We start from the raw sequence: 25552 nt of genomic DNA on the forward strand, positions 1-25552 counted from the left end.
GCGGCGTCACCTTTCTTTGTTTCCCTAATCCATCCGTTCTTCTTTGACGACTTCATACATCCCTTTAGCATTTTCTTTCGTCGCGTGTTCATTGAGTCCAGTCACGTTAATCGTCACAATTTTTTGTCCAAACTGAATTTCAATGGTGTCGTCTACTTTAACATCTGTTCCCGCTTTGGCTGTTTGCCCATTCACTTTTACGCGTCCTTGATCACTAATTTCTTTAGCTAATGTACGACGTTTGATTAAGCGAGAAACTTTTAAATATTTATCGAGTCTCATGATGCCCTCCTCGTTCAATATAATCTTTCAATTGTGCTTCTGACAAATCTTGATTTTTGACTTCATCATACAATTTTAAAAAATGTGTCGCAAATACTTTTTCAAATTTCACACGTTCAGGTTTACCTTCTGCTGCTTTTTGCTGTTGCCAAATGTTTTTCACATCTTCGACGGTTTGTGCCTCACTTTCATCAAAAATGTGTGGATGACGGCGAATCATTTTTTCAGATAAGCTTGCAATAACTTCTCGCGTATCCATATATCCTTCTTTTTTGCCGATATTTGTATGCAAGAGCACTTGCAATAAGATATCTCCCAATTCTTCTATCATATGCCAATCATCTTCATGATCAATCGCTTCAAAGAGTTCGAATGTTTCTTCTAGTAAATAGCGTTTTAATGATTCGTGTGTCTGCACTTTATCCCATGGACACCCTGTCTCATCATCTACTAATTTTGCGATGACCTGATCTGCAAATTCGAAGTCTCCATATAATCCGTGATCTTCTGTGACTTTAGGCACAATGACACTCGTTAAATTTGTAAACACATCTTCATGATCGAGTTCATATAATGCACACGTATAACGTTGGGCCGCACCTTGACGTGCTCCGTCTACAATATGCACCTTAAAATCATCTGGATAACGTTGCATTAATGTGAGTTTTAAATCCCCTGCCACCATAGCACTGTACACTTGCGTGATTAATGTCGTCGTTCTCGGATTGAGTGCCGCTTCGGATAACGCAGTGGCATCTAACATCGTAAACCCGTCATTTGGATCCACTTCGACCGCTTCAAATACATCATCAATGAAACTTCTGCCACCAATGACTTTCACTGACACATGATGGGCATTTGCTTTTTGAAACAACAATTGTGTTGTCGTTTCTGCCACTCTCGGATGTCCAGGAACAGCATAAACGATATCTTCAGATTGTGCATACTTAAGTAATTCGTCTGTGATTGAGTCATAGACGGGCTCAAACGTATCAAACTGTTCATAAATTGCATCAAAACTTTCGATGTCGATGCCTTCAAGTTCAGAAAGTACGGGGTGTTCTTTCGTTCTTACGTAAATTTTTGATTGCGCTTGTAAAAAGCGATACACGCCTAACGGCAAATCGTCTAAACCATAATTGCCTAATCCAACAATTGAAATTTGATGTGTCATGACTGTCTCCTTTTCATCATCTCTATGATTTTATCGCCAAATGGTAAATGAATCCATTCTTTTTCGTTTAAAATGCGTAACCACACAAGGCTGATAAGCATCGCTGTGACACCTATCGTGGCACTGATTAACAACTCAACCAACCCACCAAATCTTGACATAGACGGAATCAGGTAATGTGTTAATTGTACACTAGCTGTCATGACCAATAAAGCGACAACTAATTTTAAATAAAACTTTCTTAATGCGATGAGCGTATAGATGAGCATAATGTGACGATGAAGATATAGCGTAAAGACGATAAGCGCGAGCACAGTAGCTAAACTCGCCCCTAAAATCCCCATCGTTGAAATAAAGAAGAGATTAAAAATCACTTTTATGAGTAGCCCAATGCCAAACCCAATTAAAATCACACGATAGCGATGTTGAACTTCAAGTAATGCAATATACATCATAATGAGTGATACAAAAATCACTGTTAACATATAAAGGGATAAGGTGCCAATCAAATCGTTACTTTTAAAGAAAACCTGATTAAGTAACGGCAATAAATTAATAAGGCCAATCGCACTGGCACTACTGATAACGATGGTGATTTTTAAGGAGGCATTCGCATAACTATGCATTTGTTCGAACTGCCCTCTTTTTTGGGTATCCGTCAATAACGGAATCAAGACAAAACAAAATGTCGTCGTCACAATTAAACCCATTTGTATAAATGATGCCCCACGATCATATATCCCTTTTTGGGTGATGGCATGATTAAATGATAAACCTTGTCCATGTTGCAACAGGTTGATAATCGTAAAACTGTCGACCACCTGCCATAAAATCACGATGAGTTGACTGAGCGCAAAAATCACTGTCGCAATGACAAACTGCCTCCATTGGATAGTTTGATTGAGCGATGGTTTAGGTAATTTGACACATCCCCATAAGAAGAGTGTCGCACCTAAAAAACCCATCGTAGAAGCGAGTATGGCCCAAGTCCCCGCTTGATAAATTGATAACTGATGTTGTGTGAAAAGCAATATAACGATACCAATCATACCGACCCGAATCATTTGTTCAATGACTTGTGAAAATGCAGGCGGATTCATTTCAAATTTAGCTTGAAAATATCCTCGTAACACCCCAAGCATCCCTACGATTAGAAAAGAGACGCTCGCCATGCGTATCATCGGCGTGAGGGCTTCATCTCCCATGATTTTCGCTATGCCTTCTGCGCTGATAAAAAGAACTATGCAACACAGCGCCCCTATTATTTGTAGGACCATCATTAATTTTTTTATAAAGGGGCGTTGGGCTTCGGCTCCCCCCAGTATTTGTGTCAATGCGCTTGGAATCGCATTACTCGCAAGCACGACACCTAGGGCGACAATGGGATATATTTGTTGATACGCATATAACCCTTCATCTCCTAGAATATTTTGGTAAGGGACGCGGTATAACGCACTTAAAATTTTTACAATGATGAGCGATAGAGTTAAAACGACGACGCCATTAAATGCAGATTTAGTCGACATAATCTAACTTCAGACTTTCTTCCATTGTTTTCGCTAAATATTTTAGGGATTCAAGCCATTGCGCACCTTTTGTGAGCGTTACTTTCATACAACCGGCTTCTACGCCGACTTTCATACTTCTTCCTAACGCTTCTGTGTTTTTAAAGAGCGCTTCTCCATCGATACGGTTTGTACCTTGTTCTGTTAACACCACTTCTACTGTTTTCCCTTTATCTTTAACATATTGCACGCCGACATTTAGGAGATGTACTTTAATCTCAACAGAATCTAACAGTTGGGCCACTTCTTTCGGATAATCATTAAAACGATCCAATAATTCGTCTTTGACATCCATGAGTTGATCAATCGTTTCTGTCGCCCTCAATTTTTTATAAATTTCGATTTTGGCTTGCTCATTTCGAATGTATTCAGCAGGCAAGTAAGCATCTAGGCGTAAGTCCATCTCAAGTTCAGGTGTGGCTTGAACTTCTTGGATGCCCCGTTTTTCATTTACCGCTTCTTCTAACATTTGAGAATATAAATCAAAACCAACAGAATCGATAAAGCCATGTTGCTGTTTACCTAGTAAATTACCGGCCCCTCGGATGTTTAAATCACGCATAGCAATTTTAAAGCCGCTGCCGAGTTCTGTGAATTCTTTAATGGCTTGGAGTCTCTCTTCTGCTGTTTCATTGAGCACTTTGTTTTGCGCATGTAAGAAGTAAGCATAGCCAATACGACTTGAACGTCCAACGCGTCCGCGTAGTTGGTACAATTGACTCAAGCCGAAACGGTCTGCATCTTCTATAATCAGTGTATTCGCATTAGGGACGTCTACGCCTGTTTCGATAATCGTCGTTGTGACTAAAATGTCATATTCTCCATTAATAAAATCCAGCATCGTTTCCTCTAAATCACGTTCTGGTAATTGTCCATGCGCAACACCAATAGACGCTTCTGGCATCAACATTTGAAGTTGCTCTCGTTTTTCATAAATAGATTGTACTTTGTTGTATAAATAGAAAACTTGCCCTTCACGTGATAATTCCCGTTCTAAAGCCTCTTTAATAAAATTGCCATTTTGTTCTAAGACATAAGTTTGGACAGGAAAACGGTTTTCAGGAGGAGTTTCAATGACAGATAAGTCTCTTACCCCTAACATACTCATATGCAACGTACGTGGAATCGGTGTTGCGGTTAACGTCAATACATCCACATTGGCCTTTAAAGATTTAATCTTTTCTTTGTGACGCACACCAAAACGTTGTTCTTCGTCGACAACCAATAACCCTAGATCTTTATATTCTACGGTTTTACCTAAGAGTTTATGGGTACCCACAACGATATCTACAAACCCTGACTTCAGTCCTTCTTTCGTTTCGCGTATTTCTTTTGGTGTTCTAAAACGACTCATCAAATGTATTTCTACAGGGAAATCACGCATACGCTCAATCAGCGTTTCGTAATGTTGTTGCGCTAAAATAGTCGTAGGCACGAGAAAAGCCACTTGTTTTCCAGACATCACTGCTTTAAAAGCAGCACGCACCGCAACTTCGGTTTTGCCGTAACCTACATCTCCACATAACAATCGATCCATAGGTCGGGCCCGTTCCATATCTTGTTTAATTTCATCAATGGACTTGGCTTGGTCTTCTGTTAATTCATATGGGAAATCCATTTCAAACGCATGTTGTTCTTCTGTATCTGGCCCAAATTGGTAACCTACAGATTTTTCACGCTCTTTATATAAAGCAATCAGTTCATCGGCAATATCTTCCACGCTACTTTGAACTTTAGCTTTTGTTTTCTTCCATTCGCTGCCACCAAGTTTATACAATTTTGGCGTTTTATCTTCGGAACCGACATATTTTTGGACTTGCTCCATTTGGTCAACTGGAACAAATAATTGGTCTGTGCCTTTATATTGAATTTTAATATAATCGCGGTGGACGTCTCCAACTTCTAACGTCTCAACCCCTAGGTAACGACCGACACCGTGGTGAATGTGGACAACATAATCTCCAACGTTAAGTTCTTGATAGGATTTAATTTTTTCAGCATTACTAATGGTTTTTCGACGTTTTTTGGACGCTTTCTTTTGTTTCGATTTGAAAAGTTCACGTTCCGTTATCACCACTAATGACATGTACGGCAATTCAAATCCTTCTGACAAACTCCCATCAATGATTGCCGCGTGCCCTTCTTCGAGTTGTGTGATATCCGCATTCAACAATGTCGGAACATGAATCTCATTTAACATGGCTTGAATACGGTCTTTTTTTGTTTCAGATTCTGCAATAATAACCATACGGTAGCCTTGTTTCATATAACGCTGAAATTCAGAGGCCATAATATCATATTGACCATAAAATTGTTGCACAGGCTTACAAGAAAACTTCACCATATGATTTAGTTTGACAGACATAGAAGCTGTAAATAACGTGAAATAGGTCACTGCGCGCTGTGAAAGTAAATGTTCAATTGTCTCATGTACCATAAATCGTTGACCAATAAAGCCTTTACCAGATTCAATTAAGTTTTGTAAAAACTCTTCCGATTCAGCCAGTAATGTTTCTTCTGTCTCTTTGATACGATTAAATTCATCAACCATCACAACGGCATTGTCTTTAAAATAGTCGAATAAAGTTGTTTCTTCGTCATACATGAAAGCAATCAAACGTCTTAACACTTGAGGGTCAAATAACTCATCCTCAACAATATTAAAACCGTCATATGTGTCTTTCAATTCTTGGCGTACCGATTTATCAATTTTAGGACGTGTCATTTCATATGCTTTTTTAAGCTCGAGTATTAAATGTTGGCGCACTTCTTTCGTCATAATATAATCGTGTGCTGATGTAATATCCACTTGTTGCATGTTCTCAGAAGAACGTTGCGTCTCAACATCAAATTTACGAATGGAATCAACTTCTGTATCAAACAATTCAATGCGGACAGGTTCTCCTAATAATGGATAAATATCGATAATGCCGCCTCGTAAAGAAAATTCTCCTATATTAGAAACTAAGGATTCACGACGGTAACCCATGTTGACGAGACGTGTTAAAAGCGCATCAACATCTATATCTTTACCAACTTCAAGTTGTAGTTGATGCGCTTGCCACATTGCTTTGGGCGTCACTAATTTTTTTAAACCGTTAAGGGGTATGACAAATAACCCGCGACGCTCATGAGCCAGTGCCGTTAACGTACGGACACGTTCGCTCATCAGTTCCGGGCTTTGCGTTGAAAATTCTTCGGTCATAATGTCTTGCACAGGATATTTATAAATTTCATCATCTGGAACGAATTGCAGTAAATCAGCTTCTAATTTATCCATTTGGTATAAATTATTTGTAATGAGTAACACTTGACGATGACTGCTTTGGTACGTTTCTGCAATCATCGCGGCTTTCGCACTCGGCATAAGCCCTGTCACAAGCACATTATCTTCTCCAACATGGTCTATCAATTCATTAAATTGTGTATCTCTATTGATTATTTCATTAATTATTGATTTCACTAGACTTCACCATTATATCGATTCATTATATTTTCAAACTTTTCATTTTGAATGAAAGCTTCTACTGCATCTGCTACATGTTCAATGACAGGTTGCATTGTTTTCATTTCTTCTGTAGAAAACTTCTGTAAAACATAGTCAACGACAGGTATGCGCGAAGAACGATCAATCCCTATACGAATCCGTTTAAATTGTTGCGTTCCGAGATGTTGAATAATAGATTTAATGCCATTATGGCCGCCAGCACTGCCTTTTTGGCGTAACCTAATATGCCCTTGTGCAAGATCCAAATCATCATATAAGACCAATATATCTTCTACATCAATTTGATAGTAGTCCATCAACGGTCTCAAGGCTTCACCTGATAAATTCATATATGTGAGCGGTTCTAAAAACAGTACTTTTTCACCAAACAAAAATTCAATCGTATACGCACCACGAAATTTTTGTTTATCTAATTTAAATTGATGCCGTTCTAAAAGATAATCTATCACTTCAAAGCCAATATTATGGCGTGTTTGTTCATATTTTTTTCCGACGTTGCCTAATCCAACGATGAGTTTCATTAAGTAACCTCCTTGCACTCGTCACGCGCTTTTAATCACTATTCCATACTAACATATTTCAAGTAACACCGAGAGCTAAATGCTACAAAAAAAGACATAACAACGGCACTCGGCTCGTCATTATGTCTTACAGAATGATAAAGATTATTCTTCGTCTTTAGACGCTTCTTTATCTTCTTCTTCGCTTTCTTCAGTAGATTCACCAACAACTTCTGGTTCTTCTGTTTCAGCGTCGCTTTCCATCGCAGCGATTTCTTCTTCAGTTGGTTCTTCAGTTGGAACAACAACTGATACAACTGTTTCGTCTTCAGCAGTTTCGATTGTGAAGTCGCCTGATACTTTGATGTCAGCCACAGATAAACTATCGTTAACATCTAAGTCTGTAACGTCAACTTCGATTGCTTCAGGAATGTTGTCAGGTGTAGCAGTTATTTCGAGGTTGAATAATGGTTGTTCAACAACGCCACCTTCGTTAGCACCTTTTGCTTCACCAACTAAGTTTACAGGTACTTCTACAGTACGCTCTTCGCTCATGTTGATTGCTAAGAAGTCGATGTGTGTGATTTGGTTTTTAAGTGGATCGTATTGGTAATCAGATACCATAACTTTGATCTCTTTTGAACCTACGCCTAATTGGATAACACCGTTACGTCCAACTTCACGAATTAATTTGATGAATTCAACTTCATCAACTTTTACAGATACGTTTTTAGTACCGTATCCATAAACGACTGCAGGGACTTTACCTGCTTCACGGATTTTACGTAAATCACCGCGAGTTTGTTTACCTTGACGAATAATAGACTTTAATGAAGCCATATTTCGTTTCCACCTTTCTTCATGCACCTATGTGCAAGCACTTGCCCATCAACGATACGTTGCTTGCAAGTGTGTATTTGTCCGTAATGACACGAACAGAAATATTTTACACAAATTTTACATATAAGTCAACATCGATTAATCAAATAATACACTTACAGATTCACGTTCATAGACACGTACAATCGCTTGTGCTAATAGTTCAGCGACAGATAGCTCAATGATATTATTTGGTTTTTGTTCCTCTTTTAATTGAATTGAGTTTGTCACAATCAGTTCTTTAATAGCTGATTTTTCGATACGTTCTTTAGCAGGACCAGATAGTACAGGGTGTGTACAACATGCATAAACTTCTGTTGCCCCTTTATCTTTTAAAGCTTGTGCAGCTAATGTAATAGTACCCGCAGTATCAATGATGTCATCGATAATAATTGCAGTGCGTCCTTCAATTTCACCGACAATATTCATAACTTCAGCCACGTTCGGTTTTGGACGTCTCTTATCGATGATAGCAATCGGTGCTTTTAAGAAGTCGGCTAATTTACGTGCACGTGTTACGCCACCGTGGTCAGGTGAAACAACAACATATTTGTCTGGATCAATATCTTTATTTTTCAAGAAATAGTCTGCCAAAATCGGCACACCCATTAAATGGTCGATTGGAATATTAAAGAAACCTTGAATTTGAGGCGCATGTAAATCAAGTGCAATCATGCGATCTGCCCCAGCAGTTTCAAATAAATCTGCCACTAATTTTGCAGTGATGGGTTCACGACTACGCGCTTTACGGTCTTGTCTCGCGTAACCATAGTATGGGACAACAATAGAAATATTCGCAGCTGATGCACGTTTACACGCATCAATCATAATCAATAATTCCATGAGATGAACGTTCACTGGATTAGATGTCGGTTGAATAATAAAAACATCACAACCACGGATACTTTCCTCAATATTAATTTGAATTTCTCCATCGCTAAAACGTTTCACCGTACATTTTCCTAATTCTACACCTACGTGATCTGCTACTTCTTGAGCAAGGGGTTCATTTCCTTTTAACGAGAAAATTTTTAAAGACGAATTTTTATATTCGGTGTTTAACATGTTTTATCCTCCAATATAATTTAGGGTTTGGTAATTGATATTGATCCGTTTTGTTCATACATAGTCGTTATATATTTATTTTTTATCTTTGTTTAAATAACCAGGTTTCGTAGTTTGTCTTACTCGGGCTAACGCCAAGCTATCTTCAGGAACATCATCTGTAATCGTAGAACCTGCTGCAATTAGCGTGCCATCTCCAATTGTAACCGGTGCCACTAAGTTCGAATTACAGCCAATAAAAGCATCTTTACCTACGACGGTTTTAAACTTGTTAACGCCATCATAATTGACTGTTATTGAACCACAGCCAATATTAGTGCGCGCACCAATTTCAGCATCGCCAATATAACTTAAGTGAGAAACTTTAGCCCCATCGTCTAGATGAGCTTTTTTAACCTCTACAAAGTTACCAATTTTAGTTTCAGTGCCAAGATGAGTACCTGGACGTAATTGTGCAAATGGGCCTATTTTAGATTTTTGACCTACAATAGCTTCAGTAATCACAGATTGTTTAATTGTGACACCGTCTTCAATGACACTGTCGTGAATTTCAGAGTATTGACCGACCACAACATCTTCGCCAATTTTTGTATGTCCTGAAATTTTAACTCCCGCTTCGATAACGGTATCTGCTCCTATCGTGACATCCGCACCAATATATGTCGTGTCAGGGTCAAGTAACGTGACACCGTTCTGCATATGTGCCTCATTCGTACGACGACGGTAGAGACGCTCTGCACGACTCAGCGCTACACGGTCATTCACCCCAATAATTTCATCAAAATCATCGGTTTGAAAAATCGCCACGTCTTCGCCATTTTGCTGAATTAAGGTTAAGACTTGTGGCAAATAATATTCACCTTGCGCATTGTCATTGTCGACCTCATGTAAAAGTTTGAATAACGTTGCATTATCGAAAGCAAAAATTCCAGAACTGATTTCAGTGATTTGTTTTTCTTCATCGTTCGCATCTTTTTCTTCCACGATGCGATTCAATGCACCTGTATTGGCATCACGCACAATGCGCCCATAACCAAACGGTTGCTCTGTCGTAGCTGATAATACAGTGGCTTTTGCATTTGAGGCTTCGTGATGTGTAATGAGTTGAGATAATGTGTCACCTGTAATGAGTGGTGTGTCACCACAAACCACTATCGTTGTGCCGTCTAACTGACCTAAGTGTGTTTCTGCTTGCTGTACAGCATGCGCTGTGCCGAGTTGTTCTTGTTGAAAACTGTACTTAGAAACATCCCCTAATGTTTCTTTTACGCTTTCAGCACCATGACCTACAATTGTGACAATATCGTCAATGCCTGCCACTTTGACTTGATCAATGACGTGCGCAATCATAGGTTTTCCAGCAACTTCATGAAGCACTTTATATTTTTTGGACTTCATGCGTGTGCCTTTACCCGCTGCTAAAACGACTGCATGTTTTTGCATGGAATGAACCCTCCAGTTTTTTTACACTTCTACATAATTATAATTTAAGCGAAGTGTCACTTTCAAGACGTAAACGAAGAATTGAAGTGACTCTCCAATATTTGACTAAATCTTTTCATCATAATCACCTATTTTTTCATTTTTTGAAGTGTTTATGTATCAAAAATATTGATGATGTCTCAATCTCTTCACACCTATAAAAGAAGGGTTTTATGGCTGTTGAGACCTTCAACCATAAAACCCTTTCTATCTTTTCGGAATTTAAGCTTCCTCGTTATTTTCTGATTCTTCTTGTTCCTGGTCATTTTGACTCGGAATGACTTCATCAGTTTCATCATATACTTTCATTACGGCATCTTGAATTTCTTGACGCATGTCTGAATTGATAGGATGCGCAATGTCGCGGAATTCACCATCTGGTGTACGCTTACTTGGCATTGCTACGAAAAGTCCTGAGTTACCTTCAATTACGCGCAAGTCATGGATGACGAATGATTCATCTAATGTGATAGACACTAGTGCTTTCATTCTCCCATCCGTTTGTATTTTTCTAAGTCTGACATCTGTCACTTTCATGTAGTGAGCCCCCCATAGTATATAAGTTAAAAAATGTAGTTAATTAAGAAGTTCAAGTCTGTATTATATATCCTTAACTTCAGCGATGACTTCGATTTCAATTTTAACATTTTTTGGTAAACGAGCGACTTCCACCGCACTTCTCGCTGGTTTATGCGATGTAAAGTACGTGCCGTAGACTTCGTTTACCTTTTGAAAATTTTCCATATCTGATAAAAATACGAGAACTTTAACAACATGCTCTAAATCTGAGCCTGCTGCTTCAAGTACAGCTTTCAAATTTTCAAACACTTGTTTTGTTTGAGTTTCTACATCATCACTGACAATGTTTCCTTCTAAATTTAAAGGGATTTGACCTGATGTGTAGACCAATCCATTCACAACGGATGCATGTGAATAAGGTCCTACAGCTGCAGGTGCTTGTTGGGTGTTAATTGTTTTCATGTTGAATCGTCACTCCTCTAATTTTCGAATTTAGAAAGGCAATTCCCCGCTTCGACTTTAAATGTTTGATTATACTCGTCGACATCGGATAAGCGTACTAAGGAAGTATAGTCCTCGATTAAGCGTTGCTTGACTTCTTTAGATTCTACAAGTACCGATACCCCTTTTACTTCTGCCTTAAACTCATTCATTAAATTGATAACCCCGTTAATTGAACCGCCCGCACGCATAAAATCATCTACGATTAATACTTTGGAATGTTCTTTTAACGTTCGTTTGGATAAAACCATCGTTTCAATTTTTCGAGTTGAGCCTGAAACATAATTAATCGAAACGGTAGAGCCTTCTGTCACTTTGTTGTCTTTTCTGATTACCACAACTGGCAAATTCAAAACACTAGCTACAGCATTTGCGAGTGAAATCCCTTTTGTCGCAATTGTAACCACTGCATCGAGTTCTTCTTGCCTATATAATGTCGCAATCAATTTACCCACACGCTTCAATAAAGGGGGATTCCCGACAAGATCGGATAAAAATAAGTAGCCTCCTGGTAATAGTCTTTCTTTTTCTTGAAGCAAGTGAATGAGTTCATTGATCACTACTTTTGCTTCTTCTTTTTGCATTTCAGGACGATAGCGTACGCCACCACTTGCACCTGCGACTGTTTCTATCGTTCCTAATCCTTCCTCAACTAGCGTATCTTTAATAATTTGGACATCTTCACTAATAGAAGACTTCGCTTGTTTGAATTTATTTACAAAGAACGTTAATGGCACTAATTTATTGGGATGATTGATTAAATATTGTGTCATAAAGACGATACGTTCACTTCGCTTATATCTCATGTATCATCAGTTCCTTTCGTCGTTATCCTAACGTACGCACTAAGTAGACATCATTACAGCAGCCACAAATGGCATTATAAATGTGGCGTGCTTGTCGCTCACGTTGGGCAAATCCATACACAGTTGGACCACTTCCGCTCATGAGCGCACCATCTGCTCCGTTATTCAACATATTTTCTTTTATTTTTTGTATTTCGGGTTGTAAAGCCATAGACACGGGCTCTAAACGGTTCGATAAACTTTCACAAACGCTGATATAATCATTGTTTTCAATGGCACGCATGCAGTCTTCCGTATGAACTTCGAACGGTTGATTCAAATCGAGTCCTTGATAAATATCCGGAGTAGATAATCCCGATTGAGGTTTCGCCACAATCACCCAAGATGAAGGGGGGCGATCAAGTAGCATAATCTTTTCACCACGTCCCTGACATAAGGCTGTTGTTCCATAGACACAAAACGGGATATCCGAACCGATTTCAGCTGACAATTCGCTCAGTTCATCTAAACTGCGATTCAACTCAAACAAACGGTTCATCCCACGCATCGTAGCTGCTGCGTCACTAGACCCCCCTGCTAACCCTGCAGCCACCGGAATATTCTTTTCTAACGTAATTGTCACACCTTCTTTTATTTGGTACGTTTCTTTCATCAAAAGTGCTGCGCGATAGGCTAAATTACGTTCATCAGACGGAATATAAGTTTCGTCGACATGAAGTACGATTTTACCATCTTGACGTTTTTCAAATGACAATCGGTCATTGAGATCAATAGTAGTCATAATCATTTCTACTTCGTGATAGCCGTCTTCACGTTTAAACAATGTATCTAAAGTTAAATTGATTTTAGCTGGAGCCGTTTCATAAATCATACTATCATTTCCTCTTTTTATATGGTATTACTGTGATTTTACCATAAGTCTCATAGGATGCGTGTGACTCATAACGCTATTTTATAAAAAAGATCTCCTCGCCTCAACCTTATCTATTAAGACAGAATCAGCGGTTCAAATATACTGTTATCGCACACAAAAAAGAGTGCGACATTGCAATCTGATACGACAGATTACACGCCCACTCTTTAATATGTACAACTTATCAATTTAATAAGTATTATTGAGCCGTCGCTTCTTGTTGTAAGTCTTCCTCTACAAAGGATACGTGTACATTCTCTGTGAGTACATCCGCATAAGTATAGGACACACGTTCAAAATTATGTTTATCTTGGTCTAGTTCAACAATGAACACAGATGGATATGTTTCTTTTAACACACCAGAACGTTCAATTGTTTTTTTACGTCCCCCATTAGCTTTAAGTACAATACGATTTCCTAAATGACAATCAAGACGATTTTTGATGTCTATAATAGATTTTGGCATATTGCTCCACCTCGCTACTAGTGTAGTATAACACATTTAGGGCGCCTAGGTCAAGCAAAATTTTAATTTTATCAATGCGAGAATAGAAAGTCAATCATTTTATAATATCAATTTTGGGAAATTTTCCAACTCGTCATACAATCGTGCATATTCTTGTATTGAAAGCGTTTCTCCACGACGCTTAGGGTCAATCCCCGCCGCTTCTAACCATGCCATAATATCCGATTTCACACTTTTCCCCTCAACAAATAAGTTCTGGTAATTGTTGAAAATGGTTTTACGTCGTTGACTAAAAGCCCCTTTCGTCATTTTGAAAAACTGTGCGGTATTTTCTACTTGAACGATAGGTGTGGGTCGCTTCATTAATTTAACGACAATAGAATCTACATTAGGTGGAGGCATGAATACCGTTTTTGGGACCGTCAACACGCGTGACGTTTCCGTGTAATATTGTGCCACAATGGACAATGAGCCATACGCTTTCGTTCCCACTGTCGCGTTAAGGCGTTCTCCAACTTCTTTTTGCATCATGACAACATAGCCATCAATATTTAAATCCGCTTCGAGGAGCGATAATAAGATAGGCGTCGTAATGTAGTAAGGTAAGTTGGCTACGACCATGATTTTATCACAGTCACTTAAATGGGTGTGAATCGCTTCGGCCACATTCGCTTTTAAAATATCTTCGTTAATAACCGATACATTATCGTATGGGGAAAGTGTTTCTTTTAACACTGGTATTAAACGCTGATCGATTTCAAATGCGAGCACTTTTTTGGCATTTTTTGCCAATTGCTCGGTGAGTGACCCCATACCTGGACCTACTTCGATGACACCTGTACGTTCATCAATGCCACTTGCATCGATAATTTTGTTGATGATATTCACATCAATCAAAAAGTTCTGTCCCAAACTCTTTTTAAAACTAAAACCGTGTTGTTCTAACAATGCGCGGGTTCTAGATGGTGTAGCAATATCTTTCTCATGCATAAATGTGTTACTCCTCTTCTCCTAATGCGCGACGCACGTCTTCTTCTGTATATCCAAACGCATTGAGTTTCTTTAATAATTGTTTCCCATTTGAATGGCCGATATGTAGTTTCCGACCTATAATATCTCGGCGATGTCTTGCATCTGGCCCAATAATAAGCCCTAAATCAATCAAAACTGCTTTATCTATCGTTTCATGCGATTCAGATAATGGAGAGGAGACATGCATGAGCGCTTCACGAATCGCCTCAAATGACGCATGTTCGACTCCGATTTTTCCTCTTTTATTTTTGGCTTTTTCACGGTCAATATAGGCGTGTTTGACGCCCGGTACTGCATCTCGTATGATGGTGCGAATTTTATCACCTGGGAAATCAGGATCAGTTAACACAATTACCCCTCGTGTTTCTTGCGCTTGACGGATGACATCTAACCGTTCACGATCAATTGCACTCCCGTTCGTTTCAATCGTGTCGCATTCTACAGCCCGTTGGACACGCTCTGTATCGTCCCTACCTTCTACAACCACAAATTCATTGATTTTCACTGAGACACCTTCTTTTTATCATAATGACGTATTTAAATGAAATAATCGTTCGGCGTTTTCCGTTGTTTGTTGTGCGACCTCTTCGTAGGTGATGCCACGAAGTTCAGCAATTTGTTGTGCAACGAGCGTGACATGTGCGGGTTCGTTACGTTTGCCTCGATAAGGGTGTGGTGTTAGAAATGGCGCATCTGTTTCAACGAGCAATCGCTCGAGGGGCACGTGTTTTGCGACCTCTTTGGGTTGCTTAGCATTTTTAAATGTCACTGGACCCCCAAGAGAAATATGGAAGTTTAATTTATGAATCACCACATCAGCAATTTCAGGTGAGCCACTAAAGCTATGCATAATTCCTCCGACTTCTTCTGCATGTTCTTCCATAAGTATATCCACGCAGTCTTGTGTCGCTTCTCTATTATGAATTACGATAGGCAATTTCACGCGCTTAGCTAAAGCAATTTGTTTTCTAAATACTTCTTTTTGAATCTCTTTAGGTGATTTGTCCCAATGATAATCCAAGCCCATTTCTCCAATACCGATGACTTTAGGGTGTTTTGCCAATGATTCAATCCACGCTAAGCGCTCATCCGTACAATCAATAGCATCCACTGGGTGCCAGCCAATTATGGCATAGATAAAATCATACTGGTCAATGAGTGCCATCGCGCGTTCAATCGTTTTCGTATCAAATCCCACGACAAACATACGATCCACCCCAGCTGCACGTCCGCGTTCAATCACTTCATCCAAATCTTCATCATATTGGTCTGCATTTAAATGTACATGTGTATCGATTAACATCCTCATTCCTCCTCTTTCGTCAAAAAAGAGTGAGACTGCGCTCAAATTGAATCAATTTGAAATTGCGTCTCACTCCTAAGTGTCATTTCACAAGTCTAACTGCAATGTGTCGTTACTCGAATTATTTGATGATTGCTCCATTTGGAACTGCATTCGGTAAGCTAACGAGAGTGAGTACACCGTCTTTTTCAGCAGATAAAATCATGCCTTCTGACTTTTGTCCCATTAATTTTGCAGGTTTTAAGTTTGTAACAACAGCCACTTTTTTACCAATGATATCTTCAGGTTGATAAAACTTAGCAATACCGGAAACAATCTGGCGTTGTTCGTGGTCTAAGTCGACTTGAATTTTTAATAGTTTATCTGATTTTTTTACGTGTGCAGCATCAATAATGGTAGCTGCTTTAATTTCAACTTTGTCGAAATCTTTAATGTCAATTTCTGCTTTAGAAGGTACATCTTCTTTCTCAGGCTTCGGCGGTTGCATACTTTCTTTAATATATTCTACTTCCGCTGCAACGTCTAAGCGTGGGAAAATAGGTGTCGGTTTTTCCGTCACAGTGATAGGCTCCGTCAAATGACCATATTGAGATAGACTGTCAAACTCATGGAGCGCCTGATTGTTAATGTTCAGTTGTTCAAAAATTTGATATGGCGCATTCGTTAAGAACGGTCGTAGCAATACCGCTGCAAAACGTATATTTTCTACTAAGTGGGTCATCACGTTGCCTAACATGTCTTTTTGCGTTTCATCTTTTGCTAAAACCCATGGCGTAGTTTCATCGATATATTTATTAGTCCGACTAATAAATTTCCATACGGTCGCTAAAGCAACTGAGAATTGTAAGTTTTCCATGCTTTCATGGTAGGCTTTCACTGTATCTAACGCCATTTGTTCCATCTCGGCATCAAGCTCATGTTGAGGGCCTTGGTAAGCAGGAAGTTCACCATCAAAATATTTATTAATCATTGAAATCGTACGGTTCACTAAGTTCCCTAAGTCATTCGCAAGGTCATAGTTCGTACGTTCCACAAAGGCTTCAGGCGTAAAGACACCATCTGAACCAAATGGCAACTCACGCATGAGATAATAACGCGCCGCATCTAAACCGTAACGATCGATGAGCACATTAGGATCCATCACATTACCTTTTGATTTACTCATTTTTCCATCTTTCATTAAAATCCAACCGTGCGCAAACACCTTTTTCGGTAATGGTAAATCAAGCGCCATTAAAATGATTGGCCAAATAATCGAATGGAAACGTACAATTTCTTTTGCCATGAGATGGATATCTGCCGGCCAATATTTTTGGAACAATTCGTCATCGTCTGTCAAATAACCGAGCGCTGAAATATAGTTAACTAATGCATCTAACCAAACATAAACCACATGTTTAGGATTTGATGGAACTTTGACACCCCAATCAAATGAGGTACGGGATACCGCTAAATCATCGAGTCCCGGCTTAATAAAGTTATTAATCATCTCATTTTTACGTGATGGAGGCTGAATAAACTCAGGATGCTCATCATAAAATGCCAACAAGCGGTCCGTATACTTTGAAAGTTTAAAGAAGTAACTTTCTTCTTTCACAAGTTCAACTTCGTGGCCTGAATCTGGGCTTTTTCCACCCACGATTTTCCCATTTTCATACACAGGCTCTACGAGTTGCGTTTCTGTGTAGTAAGTTTCGTCAGGGACGGAATACCAACCTTCATATTCTCCAAGGTAAATATCCCCTTGTTCTAATAACTTTTCAAATATTTTTTCAACGACAACCGTATGACGTTTTTCTGTTGTGCGGATGAAATCATCATTCGAAATGTCCAACTTTTTCCATAACGCTTTGATGCCATCAATCATTTCATCTAAATAGTCTAATTCAGACATGCCTGCTTTTTGAGCTTTTTCTTGAATCTTTTGTCCATGCTCATCTGTTCCCGTTAAATAACGTACATCGTACCCTTGTAAACGTTTGTAACGTGCGATAACGTCTCCTGCAACCGTTGAGTATGCATGGCCAATGTGTAAATTACCGCTTGGATAATAAATCGGTGTAGTAATATAAAATGTATCTTTTACCATCAGCGCTCCTCCTCATTTCTTATCTTATTTAATATAACGAAATTTACCGTCTTTTTCAATCTTACAACTTGACATCTTCTCTTGTTTTCGCCAAGTTTACGCTTCTATATCGTGGTAAATATTGTAAACTGATTTACTCGACATGTCGCGTTCTTTTGCCACTTGTTTAATCGCTTGTTTGGGTTTCATATTTTGATGGATATAGTGGTCGACATGTTCAACAATCGAAAGCGTTTCAAACCACTGTTCGGCAACCTTTGCTTCTGCACCTTCAATAATAATGACAAATTCCCCTTTTAAAGGAATCGTTTCATCCAATAGAGGTAAGAGGTTTCTCACTTGATCCGTCGAAATTTGTTCGAATTTTTTAGTCAACTCTCGTCCTAAGGTAATGCGTCTTTCCGGGTCAATCTCTTGAATCACTTCTAACGTTTCTTTCACACGAAATGGAGATTCATATAATAACAACGTACTCTCTTGAAACATCCGTGTTTCTAAAATTTCCGTTTTTTCACGTGCTTTTCGCGGTAAAAACCCTATAAAGGTATACACAAATGAAGGCAAACCACTCGCCATCAACGCTGTTAGCCCTGCATTAGCACCCGGGATAGGTGTGACATCTATTTGTGCCTCACGTGCACGTACGACCAACTCATAACCAGGGTCTGAAATCAACGGTAACCCTGCATCTGACACGAGTGCCACCGTTTTTCCTTCTAATAAACTTGAGATTAATGATTCCGTTTTTTGTGCTTTATTATGTTCGTGATAGGACACAAGAGGTGTTGTAATCTCAAAATGATGACAGAGTTTTTTAGTGACACGTGTATCTTCACAAGCGATGACATCAACACGTTTCAATGTGTCAATCGCACGAAATGTCATATCCTCTAAATTTCCTATAGGGGTTCCCACTAAATATAGATGTGTCATGCTTGTGCTCCTTTAATCAGACGTAATTTATCGTGACGGCTAAGTTGTTTAATCGCATATTCTCGCTTTAGCGCTTCAGATTTTGTTTCAAATGATTCCTCATACATTAATCGCACAGGACGACGCGCCTTCGTGTACTTGGCTCCTTTACCTTCATTATGTTTCGCGATACGCGCTTTGACATTTGTGGCATACCCTGTATAAAGCGAATCGTCACTACAACGTACGATGTAGATATAATGTTTAGCCATAATAGATCGCCTTCATTTCATCGGTATAGTGCCCTGAGGCATCATACATATAAAAAGGCGGTGCCAGTTTTAAACCTTCATTGCCACCTTTCCGCCCTTCTACGACAATGGTCTGCGCCTCTTTACCCACTTTGCTATAAATCATATGTAATTGTTTTGGTTCGATTTGGTAGCGGCGCATTGCTTCAAAAATGTCCAACAAGCGTTCCGCACGGTGTACCATCACCAGTCGTCCCCCTTGTTTCAATGCATGTCCGCTCACCCGCACACAATCATCTAACGTACAATAAATCTCGTGACGTGCAATTTTGTGTGCTTCAATTTGATGTTGGTTCACTTGGTTGGCTTTAAAATAAGGAGGGTTACACGTGATTAAGTCAAAAGATGAAGGTTTATAGCGTTGCGTCACATGTTGAATATCGTCGTGAATGATGTCAATTCGGTCGTCTAACGCATTATAGGCCACACTACGCTGTGCCATATCCACCAATTGTTCTTGGATTTCGATGCCAGTTATTTGGTTGTTCCCTTTTGCAGATAATAACAAAGGAATCACGCCATTCCCTGTGCACAAATCTAAAATACGGTCACGTTTTCTTGGAATCGTAAAATGTCCAAGAAGTAACGCATCTGTTGAAAAAGAAAATACGGCATCATTTTGAATGATTCTTAAATTTTCTTTCATTAAATAATCTAATCGTTCCTCTTGTGTTAACACGTTGCCACCTCTACTTCATTACAACCCAACCTCGTTTTGTTACTCGTTGTCTTTCATACTATTTAAAACATTTAAACAAAAAATGCAGTCTTCACCTTTTCGATGTTTCCCGAAGACGTCATGACAAATGTGAAATCCTTCATGGTATAACTTTGCGAAATATTCACGACTTTGCAGTTGCTTTGTTGGCCGCTTTTTCGTCTTTGAGGTTTCTTGTTCAGGAACTGTTTGTTGTTGAAGTAAAGACTTTAAATTATCATTTTCTGTTTGTAATGCCACGTTTTCTTCAACCAATTCTACCGTCAATGCTTTTAAAGCTTGCATATTATCTTGAATCATCGTCACGTTTTGCTCCAATTGCATTAAACGGTCGAAAAGTTCATTTCGATCCAATGGGCCTCTCTCCTTATTTAATTGTATTCAGTTCTTCGATATGATATTCAAGTGGTTGCTCCAATCCTTCCACCTTTACATGCATAGAAACATTGATGACATTCAAACTCACAACTTCTCCACGGCCTTCTGGTGTGTCGACGATTTCCCCAACATCTGGTAATTGTTCACGCGCTTCTTCGTACATATCATCTTCGTATTTAAGACAGCACATGAGTCGCCCACACGCGCCAGAAATTTTCGCCGGATTTAAAGAAAGATTTTGATCTTTCGCCATTTTAATAGAGACCGGTTCAAAGTCCCCTAAAAATGTTGAACAGCATAGGGAACGGCCACAAGGCCCAATGCCACCGAGTAATTTCGCTTCATCTCGAACACCAATTTGTCTCAATTCAATACGTGTTTTTAATTTTTGAGCGAGTAAACGGACTAATTTACGGAAATCAATGCGTTCATCGGCAGTAAAGTTAAAAATGACTTTCGAGCGATCTAATGTATATTCACAGTTAACAAGACGCATATCTAAACCGAGTTCAGCAACATACGTTTTACATAACGATAAAGCTTCATCGGCCGCAGATTCATTAGACATTTGCGTCTCCAAATCTTGTTCAGATGCAATACGCACCACAGATTTTAATGGTTGCGCGACGTCCTCTCCGTTAATGGTTTTCGGCTCATGTTTGACACTGCCAAGTTCAAAACCACGATGAGATTCTACAACGACATATGTTCCTTCACATAAATCCCCTTCACAAGGCGCATAATATTCTAGGGTATTCGCTTTTTTAAAATAGATTCCTACCACTACACACATGCGCTTCACCCCTTTACTTTAATTGCAATTTGCTCAAATACCAGCGTTGGATTCACATTTTGATTGAGCTTTTTATGTGCTTCTGTAATTTGTTCAATAATATACGTTAAATGCGGATAGCTTAATTGTTGTGCACGCATTTCATAATACGATTGAAGCTCTGAAAACGTAATACGTTCTATTAAACCTGATTTGGCATACATCATATCTTGGAAAAAAGCATTAACGGCTGCCAACGTTAACAATTGCAGTCGTCGGTTTTTTGCTTGTTTTAATAAATCTACAATCCCAATTAAGGCCATTTCACGTTGCTTAAGTAACCGATCACACCATTGTAAAATAGTTTTTCGCAATGTCACTAAATCCGCTTCCTCATTCAGTTGTTGCGCTTCTTCAAATTGGGTGGTATAGGTACTCAGTAATTCTGCCACCGGTTTAGTGATGTCTTCTTTTTCAGAGAGTCGCGTGACAAACGTCTCTCTCGGCATCGGTTTAAAATAGACATGTTGACAGCGAGAATGTATCGTATCTAAAATTTGTTCAGGCTTAGAAGAAATTAAAATAGCTACTGTATTCGTTGGTGGTTCTTCTAAAAATTTTAATATGCTATTTTCCCCTTGCACGGTCAACCGCTCAAAATCTTGAATCACATAGACTTTATAATCACTTTCAATCGGTAATTGATTCATGTGATGTACGAGTTGTTCAATGCGCTCTTTTTTTATCGTCGTTTCATCCGTTTTAACATAATGAAAATCAGGATGATTCATCTCTTTAACTTTAGTAGCACATTGGCTATTCGTCTGACATAAAATATGGGTCGCAAACGTAAAAGCAGTTGAGGACATCGCCTCTAGATCATCCCCTTCAAATAAATAGGCGTGCGAAAGTTTTTGATTTTCGTAGGCTTTAAGTAATTGATCAATCTCCTTCATGTCACGTCTCCTTTATTTTTTCTCGATGATAGCATTATGTGTATGTAACAGTAGCTTAAACATACCGATTTATGGGTGTTGCTTCAAAATGATTCTTCAAATAAAAAAGGTTGTACAGTCGTACACATTGCCTTAAAGACCCGCATACGCTGCCACAACCTTCGTTATCATCTAAAATTGGTGAAACGATTCGACTGGCATTACAAAAACGGTTGCCCCGCCAACTTCGACTTCAACTGGGTATGGAATGTAAGAATCTGCACTACCACCCATAGGGGTAATTGGAGAAACCAATTGTTCGCGGTTTCCACATGTATGGCCAATGACTTCTAAAATTTCATCGACACGATCATCATCGACCCCACTCAAAAATGTGGTATTCCCTGCGCGTAAAAAGCCCCCTGTTGAAGCAAGTTTCGTCGCTCTAAAGTTATTTTCGACGAGTCGGTCTGAGAGTTCTTGACTGTCTTGGTCTTGAACAATAGCAATTATCATTTTCATAGTCTCATGCACCTCTTGAACATTATTATAGCATATGTCATTCGCTTACTTCACTGAAGAATTATTAAAAAATGGGTGTGTATTTACAAATCATTATATACCATTTTAACACGCGATGACATTCGTTAAGGTCATGACATCTATGAATTATAAGCAAGATGCGCTTGAATCACCGTCATGACGTCGGCAACAACATTTTCAATCGATTGCGTCGCATCAATCACTTCATACCGTTCTGGATGTGCTTGAATTAATTGTTGGTAACCTTCAATCACCCGCGCATGAAAAGCTTCATCCTCTTTATCAAGACGATTTTGTTCACGTTGATTTTGTAAAATACGGGCACGACCCACTTCAGCCGGGATATCTAAATATAATGTCACATCCGGATAATGTCCTTCTATCGCAAATGCATTGATGGTTTCAATAGCATTCACACCAATTTCTCGAGCAAATCCTTGATAAGCTAATGAACTATCGATGAATCGATCACAAATAACAGTCGTTCCTTTGTTTAATGCGGGTAACACTTTTTCAACTAAATGTTCACGACGCGCCGCTGCAAATAATAATGCCTCCGTCCGCGCGTCCATCGTATCGCCTTCTAATAAAATGTTCCGAATGGCTTCAGCTGTTTTCACGCCACCGGGTTCGCGTGTCGCAATTACATCATAATCTTTGGATAATTGTTCTACAACTGCTTTAAGCACTGTCGTTTTACCTGAGCCTTCAGGGCCCTCTATTGAAATAAATAATGCCATTCTAGTCATCCTTCACTTTAATTTTGTCTTTATAGAGTCCTTCAACGCGTAACCCTTTATCGTACCAAGCATTGATTAACGCTATCATAGATGCTGTCAACTTCTCTCCTTTTAATAACGTAGGCACGCCTGGCGGATACACTGTTAAATGTTGTGCTAAAGTGGCCCCTTCTGCCTCATGGAAAGAGATTGTGCGCGTTTGTTCAAATGTATCAGGCACATACTGCCCTTCTCCTGTGTATAAAGTTTCAAGCGCGAAAATATTTTGTCGCTGTTTGTCTGGAAGTTTCATTTGTTGAAGTCGTCGCAACAAATCCTCCATTGGAAACGTATCATTCGCATGCCACAAAGGAAGTATCCAAAGGACATGTTGATCATCTGCAAGCTCTGCATAAATATGCAATGATTCCATCCGCTTTTGCAGTTCATACCCTGATAATCCCGAATGATAAATGAGTAGTTTTAATGGATCATCCACAGTTTTTACGTGTAATCCTTTTTCTTTTAATGCCTGTATCACTTGATGACGCCGTTCAAAAAAGCGCCCACTTTCGTACGATACATAAAATGCATTTGCAGATTCTAAACTTGTCATCAATAAATAGGAAGGGCTTGAAGATTGAAATGTTTGTAATAAATGAATAACTTGATCCCGTCTAGGCGCCTTTTTATGTATATATAACACTGAACTCATCGTTAAACTAGGTAATGTTTTATGAAACGATTGGACGACATAATCGGCCTGAGCATTTAATGCAGAGGACGGGAACCCTTTTAATCCAAAATGAGCTCCATGCGCTTCATCAACTAAAACAGGAATGCCACCTTGATGAAATGCTTCAATCGTACGCGCAACATCAAATGTTTGACCATAATAATTAGGATAAGTGATGACCCCTAATTTACCATTATCTAGCTTTATATTTTCTGGGCGCGGCGTTAAATATTGATAAGTTTTTTCGTGAATCTCTGTCGGTAAAATGAATGCCTGTTGATGTCCTAAATCCAGCGCATTAAACACCGATTTGTGGACATTGCGTGCCATTATGACTTGTCCTGGTAAAGATTGAAACGCATGAATCGTCGCCAAAATACCACTCGTCGTCCCATTGACTAAAAAATAAGCATCATAATCCGAATGGCGTTGAATCGTCGCCATACTGTCTTTCAAAACATCTTCTGGATGATGCAAATCGTCAAACCCTGTTATTTCAGTAATATCATAGTGGCCTGATAAAAAAGATAAGTCACCAATCGTTTGATTTTTATGTCCAGGCACATGCATCGAGATGGGTTGTGCTGTTGCCCACGTCTCTAAACGTTGATATAAAGGACCTTTCATCTTTTATCTCCTTCAATTTATTTGAATATCTCTATCCTATCATTGATTGATAAACTTGACTATAGTAGGGCATCTCATCTATCATTACAGCTTAGTTCCCAAATACGTACATATGTTCTATAATAAAAGTGAGGTGAAATTCATGCACATTAATTTAGATTGGAATAAAGATTTTCAAGAGTTCCAAGACATTTTAAACTCTGGTATTCATCCTAAATGGCTCTATGCTGCAACGACGAATTTACTTTTAGAACCCGCCTATACTGGGCAAGGCAAACAATTCTTTTATACGAAAGATATCATCAACGCAAGTAAACATATGCCGTTTTTTTGAAATCATATACATGAAGGTGTTACGAATAAAATGAGTGACATTTTCAGTCCGACTATGCACAAGGGTGAATAGAAGGTCTTTAGTTTGAGTTCTATTAAAATAGCCACCAAAATTTATCTAAAGGTAAATTTTGGTGGCTATTTCATTAGAAAGGAAAAGGATAGTCTCTTCTATGTATATCCATTTTCAAACAAAAAAGAGACCTCTCGGTCTCGATTCGGCTCATCGCATCACTTATGATGTTTGCTTGGCAACGTCCTACTCTCGCGGAACGTAAGTCCGACTACCATCGGCGCTAAAGAGCTTAACTTCTGTGTTCGGCATGGGAACAGGTGTGACCTCTTTGCTATTGTCACCAAACAATTTTTTACTTTGTGGCAAACGTTCGCATACGTTTTCATCGCTACGTCATCACTCAGTTGTTTACGCTAAGTAAACGCCTTCGTTCTTTCTTGCGATTCATAGACTTCAAACGTTTTCACT

27 protein-coding genes and 1 rRNA gene are annotated in these 25552 nt (G+C 39.0%); 1 reads left to right on the top strand and 27 read right to left on the bottom strand.

What is annotated here, in order from left to right; all coding sequences use genetic code 11:
* Positions 1–24 precede the first annotated feature (24 nt).
* The 26 genes from PYW36_RS10420 to PYW36_RS10545 form a co-directional block, all read right to left on the bottom strand.
* Positions 25–282 carry an RNA-binding S4 domain-containing protein gene (locus tag PYW36_RS10420; RefSeq protein ID WP_037576972.1) on the bottom strand — a complete coding sequence of 86 codons (258 nt, stop codon included), beginning with the start codon at positions 280–282 and terminating at the stop codon, positions 25–27.
* Positions 269–1456, bottom strand: a complete 1188-nt coding sequence (locus PYW36_RS10425; protein WP_103159369.1) for a MazG nucleotide pyrophosphohydrolase domain-containing protein — start codon at positions 1454–1456, stop codon at positions 269–271. Before PYW36_RS10425 ends, PYW36_RS10420 begins: the two co-directional genes overlap by 14 nt.
* Complete coding sequence (locus PYW36_RS10430; protein ID WP_103159370.1) at positions 1453–2982, bottom strand: polysaccharide biosynthesis protein; 1530 nt, start codon at positions 2980–2982, stop codon at positions 1453–1455. The genes PYW36_RS10425 and PYW36_RS10430 overlap by 4 nt, the downstream gene beginning before the upstream one ends.
* Entirely contained in the window at positions 2972–6472 is a 3501-nt protein-coding gene (gene mfd, locus PYW36_RS10435; protein WP_371874994.1) for a transcription-repair coupling factor, read from the bottom strand. The genes PYW36_RS10430 and mfd overlap by 11 nt, the downstream gene beginning before the upstream one ends.
* 11 nt (positions 6473–6483) lie before the next feature.
* Complete coding sequence (pth, locus tag PYW36_RS10440; protein ID WP_037576985.1) at positions 6484–7050, bottom strand: aminoacyl-tRNA hydrolase; 567 nt, start codon at positions 7048–7050, stop codon at positions 6484–6486.
* Positions 7051–7194: 144 nt separating this feature from the next.
* Positions 7195–7869: a 50S ribosomal protein L25/general stress protein Ctc gene (locus tag PYW36_RS10445; RefSeq protein WP_103159372.1), complete on the bottom strand. Its 675-nt coding sequence runs from the start codon at positions 7867–7869 to the stop codon at positions 7195–7197.
* Between the two features lie 138 nt (positions 7870–8007).
* Positions 8008–8973 (bottom strand): ribose-phosphate diphosphokinase, encoded by a 966-nt coding sequence (locus PYW36_RS10450; protein ID WP_037576991.1) that lies wholly within the window; start codon positions 8971–8973, stop codon positions 8008–8010.
* 75 nt (positions 8974–9048) lie between these two features.
* Positions 9049–10416: a bifunctional UDP-N-acetylglucosamine diphosphorylase/glucosamine-1-phosphate N-acetyltransferase GlmU gene (glmU, locus tag PYW36_RS10455; protein ID WP_103159373.1), complete on the bottom strand. Its 1368-nt coding sequence runs from the start codon at positions 10414–10416 to the stop codon at positions 9049–9051.
* Positions 10417–10677: 261 nt separating this feature from the next.
* Complete coding sequence (gene spoVG / locus PYW36_RS10460; protein WP_037576996.1) at positions 10678–10992, bottom strand: septation regulator SpoVG; 315 nt, start codon at positions 10990–10992, stop codon at positions 10678–10680.
* 63 nt (positions 10993–11055) lie between these two features.
* Entirely contained in the window at positions 11056–11436 is a 381-nt protein-coding gene (locus tag PYW36_RS10465; protein WP_037576999.1) for a RidA family protein, read from the bottom strand.
* Positions 11437–11453: 17 nt separating this feature from the next.
* Positions 11454–12281, bottom strand: a complete 828-nt coding sequence (gene purR / locus PYW36_RS10470) for a pur operon repressor (RefSeq protein ID WP_037577001.1) — start codon at positions 12279–12281, stop codon at positions 11454–11456.
* A gap of 22 nt (positions 12282–12303) precedes the next feature.
* The gene (ispE, locus tag PYW36_RS10475) at positions 12304–13152 is read right to left on the bottom strand and encodes a 4-(cytidine 5'-diphospho)-2-C-methyl-D-erythritol kinase (RefSeq protein ID WP_103159374.1); all 849 of its coding nucleotides are present in this window, start codon (positions 13150–13152) and stop codon (positions 12304–12306) included.
* A 241-nt stretch (positions 13153–13393) separates the two neighbouring features.
* Complete coding sequence (veg, locus tag PYW36_RS10480; RefSeq protein WP_037577007.1) at positions 13394–13660, bottom strand: biofilm formation stimulator Veg; 267 nt, start codon at positions 13658–13660, stop codon at positions 13394–13396.
* Positions 13661–13759: 99 nt separating this feature from the next.
* Positions 13760–14650, bottom strand: coding sequence for a 16S rRNA (adenine(1518)-N(6)/adenine(1519)-N(6))-dimethyltransferase RsmA (rsmA, locus tag PYW36_RS10485; RefSeq protein WP_103159375.1), 891 nt, complete (start codon positions 14648–14650; stop codon positions 13760–13762).
* Between the two features lie 7 nt (positions 14651–14657).
* On the bottom strand, positions 14658–15197 hold the full coding sequence (rnmV, locus tag PYW36_RS10490) for a ribonuclease M5 (RefSeq protein ID WP_037577013.1): 540 nt from the start codon (positions 15195–15197) through the stop codon (positions 14658–14660).
* An 18-nt stretch (positions 15198–15215) separates the two neighbouring features.
* Entirely contained in the window at positions 15216–15995 is a 780-nt protein-coding gene (locus tag PYW36_RS10495; RefSeq protein WP_103159376.1) for a TatD family hydrolase, read from the bottom strand.
* Positions 15996–16116: 121 nt separating this feature from the next.
* Positions 16117–18084, bottom strand: a complete 1968-nt coding sequence (metG, locus tag PYW36_RS10500; RefSeq protein WP_037577021.1) for a methionine--tRNA ligase — start codon at positions 18082–18084, stop codon at positions 16117–16119.
* A gap of 96 nt (positions 18085–18180) precedes the next feature.
* Positions 18181–19017, bottom strand: a complete 837-nt coding sequence (gene rsmI / locus PYW36_RS10505) for a 16S rRNA (cytidine(1402)-2'-O)-methyltransferase (protein ID WP_037577026.1) — start codon at positions 19015–19017, stop codon at positions 18181–18183.
* Complete coding sequence (locus tag PYW36_RS10510; protein ID WP_037577030.1) at positions 19014–19268, bottom strand: GIY-YIG nuclease family protein; 255 nt, start codon at positions 19266–19268, stop codon at positions 19014–19016. Before PYW36_RS10510 ends, rsmI begins: the two co-directional genes overlap by 4 nt.
* Entirely contained in the window at positions 19261–19986 is a 726-nt protein-coding gene (locus PYW36_RS10515) for a tRNA1(Val) (adenine(37)-N6)-methyltransferase (RefSeq protein WP_103159377.1), read from the bottom strand. The genes PYW36_RS10510 and PYW36_RS10515 overlap by 8 nt, the downstream gene beginning before the upstream one ends.
* A 39-nt stretch (positions 19987–20025) precedes the next feature.
* Entirely contained in the window at positions 20026–20379 is a 354-nt protein-coding gene (gene yabA, locus PYW36_RS10520) for a DNA replication initiation control protein YabA (RefSeq protein ID WP_037577040.1), read from the bottom strand.
* A 13-nt stretch (positions 20380–20392) separates the two neighbouring features.
* Positions 20393–21196 carry a PSP1 domain-containing protein gene (locus tag PYW36_RS10525; RefSeq protein ID WP_103159378.1) on the bottom strand — a complete coding sequence of 268 codons (804 nt, stop codon included), beginning with the start codon at positions 21194–21196 and terminating at the stop codon, positions 20393–20395.
* Positions 21197–21201: 5 nt separating this feature from the next.
* Positions 21202–22131 (bottom strand): DNA polymerase III subunit delta' C-terminal domain-containing protein, encoded by a 930-nt coding sequence (locus PYW36_RS10530; protein WP_103159379.1) that lies wholly within the window; start codon positions 22129–22131, stop codon positions 21202–21204.
* A 171-nt stretch (positions 22132–22302) separates the two neighbouring features.
* A complete protein-coding gene (locus tag PYW36_RS10535; protein WP_037577055.1) occupies positions 22303–22632 on the bottom strand; it encodes a cyclic-di-AMP receptor in 330 nt (109 codons plus the stop codon).
* Positions 22633–22772: 140 nt separating this feature from the next.
* Positions 22773–23393 carry a dTMP kinase gene (tmk, locus tag PYW36_RS10540; protein ID WP_103159380.1) on the bottom strand — a complete coding sequence of 207 codons (621 nt, stop codon included), beginning with the start codon at positions 23391–23393 and terminating at the stop codon, positions 22773–22775.
* 1 nt (position 23394) lies between these two features.
* Positions 23395–24735, bottom strand: a complete 1341-nt coding sequence (locus PYW36_RS10545; protein WP_103159381.1) for an Orn/Lys/Arg family decarboxylase — start codon at positions 24733–24735, stop codon at positions 23395–23397.
* 142 nt (positions 24736–24877) lie between these two features.
* On the opposite strand from PYW36_RS10545, the gene PYW36_RS10550 reads away from it, so the two are divergent.
* The gene (locus PYW36_RS10550; protein ID WP_037577070.1) at positions 24878–25069 is read left to right on the top strand and encodes a hypothetical protein; all 192 of its coding nucleotides are present in this window, start codon (positions 24878–24880) and stop codon (positions 25067–25069) included.
* A 245-nt stretch (positions 25070–25314) separates the two neighbouring features.
* Here PYW36_RS10550 and rrf read toward each other — a convergent pair.
* Positions 25315–25429 (bottom strand): 5S ribosomal RNA (rrf, locus tag PYW36_RS10555).
* Between the last annotated feature and the right edge of the window lie 123 nt (positions 25430–25552).

The sequence above is a fragment of the Staphylococcus chromogenes genome (assembly GCF_029024625.1).
Taxonomy (GTDB): domain Bacteria; phylum Bacillota; class Bacilli; order Staphylococcales; family Staphylococcaceae; genus Staphylococcus; species Staphylococcus chromogenes.

Excerpts from the sequence above, each read along its gene's own strand:
- PYW36_RS10420 (WP_037576972.1), bottom strand. The coding sequence starts at position 282 with ATGAGACTCGATAAATATTTAAAAGTTTCTCGCTTAATCAAACGTCGT.
- PYW36_RS10425 (WP_103159369.1), bottom strand. The coding sequence starts at position 1,456 with ATGACACATCAAATTTCAATTGTTGGATTAGGCAATTATGGTTTAGAC.
- PYW36_RS10430 (WP_103159370.1), bottom strand. The coding sequence starts at position 2,982 with ATGTCGACTAAATCTGCATTTAATGGCGTCGTCGTTTTAACTCTATCG.
- pth (WP_037576985.1), bottom strand. The coding sequence starts at position 7,050 with ATGAAACTCATCGTTGGATTAGGCAACGTCGGAAAAAAATATGAACAA.
- PYW36_RS10445 (WP_103159372.1), bottom strand. The coding sequence starts at position 7,869 with ATGGCTTCATTAAAGTCTATTATTCGTCAAGGTAAACAAACTCGCGGT.
- PYW36_RS10450 (WP_037576991.1), bottom strand. The coding sequence starts at position 8,973 with ATGTTAAACACCGAATATAAAAATTCGTCTTTAAAAATTTTCTCGTTA.
- glmU (WP_103159373.1), bottom strand. The coding sequence starts at position 10,416 with ATGCAAAAACATGCAGTCGTTTTAGCAGCGGGTAAAGGCACACGCATG.
- spoVG (WP_037576996.1), bottom strand. The coding sequence starts at position 10,992 with ATGAAAGTGACAGATGTCAGACTTAGAAAAATACAAACGGATGGGAGA.
- PYW36_RS10465 (WP_037576999.1), bottom strand. The coding sequence starts at position 11,436 with ATGAAAACAATTAACACCCAACAAGCACCTGCAGCTGTAGGACCTTAT.
- purR (WP_037577001.1), bottom strand. The coding sequence starts at position 12,281 with ATGAGATATAAGCGAAGTGAACGTATCGTCTTTATGACACAATATTTA.
- ispE (WP_103159374.1), bottom strand. The coding sequence starts at position 13,152 with ATGATTTATGAAACGGCTCCAGCTAAAATCAATTTAACTTTAGATACA.
- veg (WP_037577007.1), bottom strand. The coding sequence starts at position 13,660 with ATGCCAAAATCTATTATAGACATCAAAAATCGTCTTGATTGTCATTTA.
- rsmA (WP_103159375.1), bottom strand. The coding sequence starts at position 14,650 with ATGCATGAGAAAGATATTGCTACACCATCTAGAACCCGCGCATTGTTA.
- PYW36_RS10495 (WP_103159376.1), bottom strand. The coding sequence starts at position 15,995 with ATGTTAATCGATACACATGTACATTTAAATGCAGACCAATATGATGAA.
- metG (WP_037577021.1), bottom strand. The coding sequence starts at position 18,084 with ATGGTAAAAGATACATTTTATATTACTACACCGATTTATTATCCAAGC.
- rsmI (WP_037577026.1), bottom strand. The coding sequence starts at position 19,017 with ATGACACATCTATATTTAGTGGGAACCCCTATAGGAAATTTAGAGGAT.
- PYW36_RS10510 (WP_037577030.1), bottom strand. The coding sequence starts at position 19,268 with ATGGCTAAACATTATATCTACATCGTACGTTGTAGTGACGATTCGCTT.
- PYW36_RS10525 (WP_103159378.1), bottom strand. The coding sequence starts at position 21,196 with ATGTGTGTAGTGGTAGGAATCTATTTTAAAAAAGCGAATACCCTAGAA.
- PYW36_RS10530 (WP_103159379.1), bottom strand. The coding sequence starts at position 22,131 with ATGAAGGAGATTGATCAATTACTTAAAGCCTACGAAAATCAAAAACTT.
- PYW36_RS10535 (WP_037577055.1), bottom strand. The coding sequence starts at position 22,632 with ATGAAAATGATAATTGCTATTGTTCAAGACCAAGACAGTCAAGAACTC.
- tmk (WP_103159380.1), bottom strand. The coding sequence starts at position 23,393 with ATGGCATTATTTATTTCAATAGAGGGCCCTGAAGGCTCAGGTAAAACG.
- PYW36_RS10545 (WP_103159381.1), bottom strand. The coding sequence starts at position 24,735 with ATGAAAGGTCCTTTATATCAACGTTTAGAGACGTGGGCAACAGCACAA.
- PYW36_RS10550 (WP_037577070.1), top strand. The coding sequence starts at position 24,878 with ATGCACATTAATTTAGATTGGAATAAAGATTTTCAAGAGTTCCAAGAC.